The sequence below is a fragment of the Pollutimonas bauzanensis genome, assembly GCF_040393045.1.
Lineage (GTDB): Bacteria > Pseudomonadota > Gammaproteobacteria > Burkholderiales > Burkholderiaceae_B > Pollutimonas > Pollutimonas bauzanensis_A.
In genome coordinates, this window is sequence record NZ_JBEBUX010000195.1 from 1 (window position 1) to 4,787 (window position 4,787).

General features: G+C 57.3%; 4 protein-coding genes and 1 riboswitch. Of the genes, 3 read left to right on the forward strand and 1 reads right to left on the reverse strand.

Features of this window, described 5'->3' with window-relative positions; translation table 11 throughout:
- Positions 1–32: 32 nt before the first annotated feature.
- Complete coding sequence (locus ABWO67_RS19040; protein WP_353154839.1) at positions 33–1,895, reverse strand: TonB-dependent receptor domain-containing protein; 1,863 nt, start codon at positions 1,893–1,895, stop codon at positions 33–35.
- A 110-nt stretch (positions 1,896–2,005) separates the two neighbouring features.
- A riboswitch (cobalamin riboswitch) is annotated at positions 2,006–2,176 on the reverse strand.
- An 83-nt stretch (positions 2,177–2,259) separates the two neighbouring features.
- Here ABWO67_RS19040 and cobT point away from each other — a divergent pair.
- The 3 genes from cobT to ABWO67_RS19055 all read left to right on the forward strand — a co-directional run.
- Complete coding sequence (cobT, locus tag ABWO67_RS19045; RefSeq protein ID WP_353154842.1) at positions 2,260–3,360, forward strand: nicotinate-nucleotide--dimethylbenzimidazole phosphoribosyltransferase; 1,101 nt, start codon at positions 2,260–2,262, stop codon at positions 3,358–3,360.
- Positions 3,357–4,187 (forward strand): adenosylcobinamide-GDP ribazoletransferase, encoded by an 831-nt coding sequence (locus ABWO67_RS19050; protein WP_353154845.1) that lies wholly within the window; start codon positions 3,357–3,359, stop codon positions 4,185–4,187. Before cobT ends, ABWO67_RS19050 begins: the two co-directional genes overlap by 4 nt.
- Positions 4,188–4,201: 14 nt before the next feature.
- Positions 4,202–4,787, forward strand: a 586-nt coding sequence (locus tag ABWO67_RS19055; protein WP_353154848.1) for a histidine phosphatase family protein, incomplete at its 3' end; no start/stop codon positions are given.

Below are 4,787 nucleotides of genomic sequence, written 5' to 3' on the forward strand. Positions count from 1 at the left end.
GCCTGCGTACATGCATGCCGGGCTTCATGCCGCTACATCCTGAAAGACAAGTTCACGAATACGTTGGAGCCTGGCATGTTGTAGCCATACGTATTGGTGTAGTCTTTGTTCAAGAGGTTGTTCCAACGCACTTGAACGCCGACGTTTTTGCTGAAGTCATAGGCTGCCGTCAGGTTGAGCAAGCTGTAGCCGCCCATCCGCTTTTGGCTGGTGTTGGCCGCGTCGTCGTAGCGTTTGCCCGTGAACTGGTATTCAGCACCGACCGTCAGTGCGTCGATGCGGTGTTCGGCGCCCAATAGGTAGACTTGCTTGGCACGGCGAATAAGCTGGTTGCCGGTATTGTCATCGCGTGGATTCATGAAATCGGCGCTGGCGCGCAGTGTCGTGTTGCCGAAATCGTGTTCGCCAGTAAGCGTCAGGCCGCGTATGGTGGCTCGCTCTGTGTTGCTGGTGGTGCAATTGAAATTGGCATCGCAGTCATAGGGATTGATAAGATCCCGAATCTTGTTCTGATAGATAGTGGCTCCGAGACGTGTTGTATCGGTTTCATATCGCAGTCGTGCTTCGATGTTTCGTGATTTTTCGGGCTGCAGATTTGGATTGCCCACAAAGCCCCACATGTTTGGCGAGTATAAATCGGCAAAAGTGGGGGCTCTGAAGCCTGTATTGCCCGCTATCCCGATGCGCCATTGATTGTTCAGATCCAGGTCATAGCTGAGGCCGCCTGTGGCTTGGTTGCCATAGCCTGAGATATTGTCGTTGCGTACGCTGGCCTGGATATGGTGTGCGTCGAAATCGCCCCGGTATATCAGCCCAGCAGCATTGGTATCGCGCCGATTGATTGTATAGGACGACGAGCTGGCCGGCCTCTCTTCCAGGCGCTCCAGAACGACGGAGACATTCTGGTTTTCTGAAAGTTTCAGGTTGTTCAGCCAGGAATAAGACCGTTGCAGGCTGCCGAAAGTGGATGAATAGCCCGAGCTGCGGCTATCGGTATATTCTTTGGAAAAGCCCAGTCTGAGCACGCTTTGCCAGTAGTCGGTGATGTCGTCAGTGCTGGTCAGGGTATAAGCCTGTTGGCGGGTTATTGAGTGTGCCCGGCCAGAGTCCGCGCCCGCGTCAAAGTCGCCGTCGATATAGCCGTTATAGGCAGTCAAGCCTATATGGTGGCCCGCTGCCCAACGATAGCCCAATGAGCCTGACAGTGAGTTCTGGCTATAGCCGTCCGTATCTGGATTAAATGTAAATTCACCCGAGGACCGGTTGCTTGCATTGAAGCCGCTGCTTTCCGCCATGCTGCTCGACAAGGCGTAATCCCACCCGTCTTGTGCGCCTGAAATACCCACGCTGGATTTGAATGTGTCGTAGGTGCCGTAACCGATATTGCCCCATGCGCTAAGTGGCCGGTCTTCACCCGTTTTTTTTGTAATGATGTTGATGACGCCGCCAATGGCGTCTGATCCGTACAGGCTGCTTCCTGCGCCACGAACGATTTCAATACGCTCGATGGTGGCCGGATCGATGGCGCCCCAGTTCGTGGAGCCCGTGGTGCTGCTGTTGATGCGAATGCCGTCAACCAGCACCAGTGTCTGGCTTGGGTTGGTTCCCCGCAGATATACGCCCGTCGTCGTTTGAGGGCCGCCGCTGCTGTAGAACTGCACCCCGGGCTGCTTTGCAAGCACCTCGGCAACACTGTTCTGTCCCGCTTTTTGAAGTGTTTTTTTATCGATGACCGTTACATCGCCCAGTACGTTTTTTTCCAGCTGCGCGGTGCGGCTGGCGGTAACAACGATCTGGTCTAGTTGTCGAACGGGATTGGCGCTTTGTGCCGTGGAGGCCGCTGAAACGAAACAGGAAAGAATAGCGAGCGCTTGCCGGCTTAAAGTGAAAGGCATGATAGACCCTGGAAAACGCGCGTCCCCGCACGTTGTAAAAAATAAGACATTCCCGGTTCTGGGCTGTGGCCCAGGATGCTGCAATCAGCAGGATTCGGAACCAGGAAATGGACTAAGGGGTGATCTAGGCCGGTGTCGGGCTGGCATGCGAGGCATGCTTACCGTTGCGGGGGCAGCACAGTTTTTGCGTGGGGCTCTTGCATTGGGCAAGCGCGCGTCTGTTTCCCGTTTAACTTTCGCAGAGTGTGAGCGGGCATAAAGCCATGACCGCGTTTTTCTACTCCGAAAGCACCTTTATCGTCGCGAAATATATCACAGGCCTCCTATAATGCCGGGCTGTAACCCTAGTCTGGATGTGAGTTTTATGTATTTTCCCCATGTGGAATCGACGCAAGATGAGAGCTTGTCAACGGCGCTTGATGCGGCCATCAATGACAAGACCAAGCCGCTGGGAAGTCTGGGTGTGCTGGAATTGTTGGCCAGGCAGGCCGGCCTGATCCAGAAAACCACGCGGCCCCGGGTGATTGCGCCAGCCATTCTGGTTTTTGCCGGCGACCATGGGGTCGTTGCGGAGGGTGTCTCTGCTTATCCGCAAAGCGTGACTTGGCAGATGGTGGAAAATTTCCTGGCGCAAGGCGCGGCGATCAATGTGTTTGCGCGGCAGCAGGATGTGGCATTGCATATCGTCGATGCCGGCGTCAATCATGATTTCGGGGCCCGCGACGGTCTGATCGCCAGGAAGGTTGGGCCGGGTACGCGCAACTTTGCCAATGAGCCTGCCATGACGGTTCAGGAATGTGAGACGGCCCTGGAGCATGGCATGGCGCTGGCGGCGGAGCTGCAGGGCAATGTACTGGGCTTTGGCGAAATGGGGATAGGCAATACGACATCGGCGGCGGCCATCATGCATAAGCTTGCGGGGTTGCCTGTGGCCGAGTGCGTCGGCGCGGGAACGGGCCTGTCGACTGAAGGAATGTTGCACAAGTGCCGCGTGATCGAAAAGGCCGTGGCGCAGCATGCGCATGTGAGCGCGCCTTTGGATGTGCTGGCCACCTTCGGCGGATTCGAGATTGCGATGATGGCGGGTGCGATGCTCAAGGCGGCAGAGCGGCGCATGATATTGCTGATTGATGGTTTCATCGTGACAGCGGCATTGCTGGTTGCGGCGCGATTGCAGCCGTCCATATTGGATTACTGTGTGTTTTGCCATTGCTCTAACGAAAAGGGACATGGCCGTATGCTGAATGAACTTGGCGCCCGACCTTTACTGCATCTGGATATGCGCTTGGGAGAAGGGACGGGGTGTGCGCTTGCGCTGCCCCTGCTGCATGCCGCCGTGGGCTTTCTTTGCGATATGGCGACGTTTGCATCGGCACAAGTCAGCGGCAAGGATTCGCTCGTTGATGCGCCCATGGAAGCGGGCGGATCGGCATCGCGTAGCCCATTAGCAGGGTTCCGGTCATGAGCACGCCGTCGCAGAACGGCCAGTCGGCTTGCGGCATGGTGGGAGGGTGCGTCCACCAGTTAAGGCTTTTCTTTATTGCGCTTCAATTCTTTACGCGCCTGCCCATCCCACGCTGGGTTGGTTACGAGCCCATGTGGTTGCAGCATGCGTCCCGCTACTACCCGCTGGTCGGTATGGTAGTGGCAGCGGTAACCGGCGGCGTCTATTTTGTGTCGGCCCTGGTTTTGCCGGCGGCTGTCGCGGCAGTGCTGTCCACGATCGCGGGGGTTTATCTGACCGGCGCTTTCCATGAAGACGGCTTTGCCGATGTGTGCGACGGCTTTGGCGGCGGCTACACACGTGAACGCATCCTGGAAATAATGAAGGACTCGCGTGTCGGCGCCTACGGCGCAATCGGCATCGGCCTGCTCTTGCTACTGAAGTGTGCGGCGCTGGCGCATTTACCGATACCTGCAGCCGTTGCGGCGCTGCTGATTGCACATCCGCTGTCGCGCATGTTCTCGGCGGCACTCATCTGGCAGCTGGACTATGCTAAAGACGAAGGCAAAGCCAAGCCGCTGGCGCAATCCATGTCGGGGACGGAGTTTTTGATTGCCGTACTGACGGCATGCCTGGCCTTGGTGGTGGTGGGGTTCGCCGGCTGGCTGTCCTGGTGGGCGATACTGGCAGGTGTCGCTGCGGGATGTGCTTCCACTGCGTGGTTGGCGCGTTTCTTTGTGCAGCGCATAGGCGGATTTACCGGTGATTGCCTGGGCGCCGTGCAGCAGGTTGCGGAGGTGATGATTTATCTGGGCGTGCTGGCCACGATGCGCGGCATGGTTTCCTGATTCTTGCTTTCGTTATGCGTCTTTATCTCATCCGCCATCCCAAGCCGCTAGTGCCGACAGGAGTTTGCTACGGAAGCTCGGATGTCGGCGTGGACAGCCAGGCTATCGACGACGTGATGCGCGGCTTGGATGCGTCAGCGTCATCTGCTGGGGTTTTGGCGACGGCAGGCTTACCGCGGGGACTGAATATCTATTCCAGCCCGCTGCAGCGCTGCACAGGCCTGGCGCGACGCGTAGCAGAATCTTTCGATTGCTCTCTGCCTGTGTTTGACGAGCGGCTGGTTGAGATGGATTTTGGTCGTTGGGAGTTGCGAGAGTGGGATGACATTCCCCGTTGCGAGGTTGATGCCTGGGCTGGCGATACAACGATGTATCGGCCGGGTGGCGGCGAGAGCGTAATGGACATGGCGCGGCGGGTTCAGGCGTTTTATGTTGATGTGCTGTTGAAGCGCCGGGATGCAATCGTGGTTTGTCATGCGGGAACGATCCGGATGCTGTTGGCTTGCCAGGGGAATGAGGCGCTTGGCGATATTGCGTTGGGTGCTGTGGGGTGTACTGTGGATATCGGGTATGGGGATGTGGTCGTGGTGGATTGCGGGC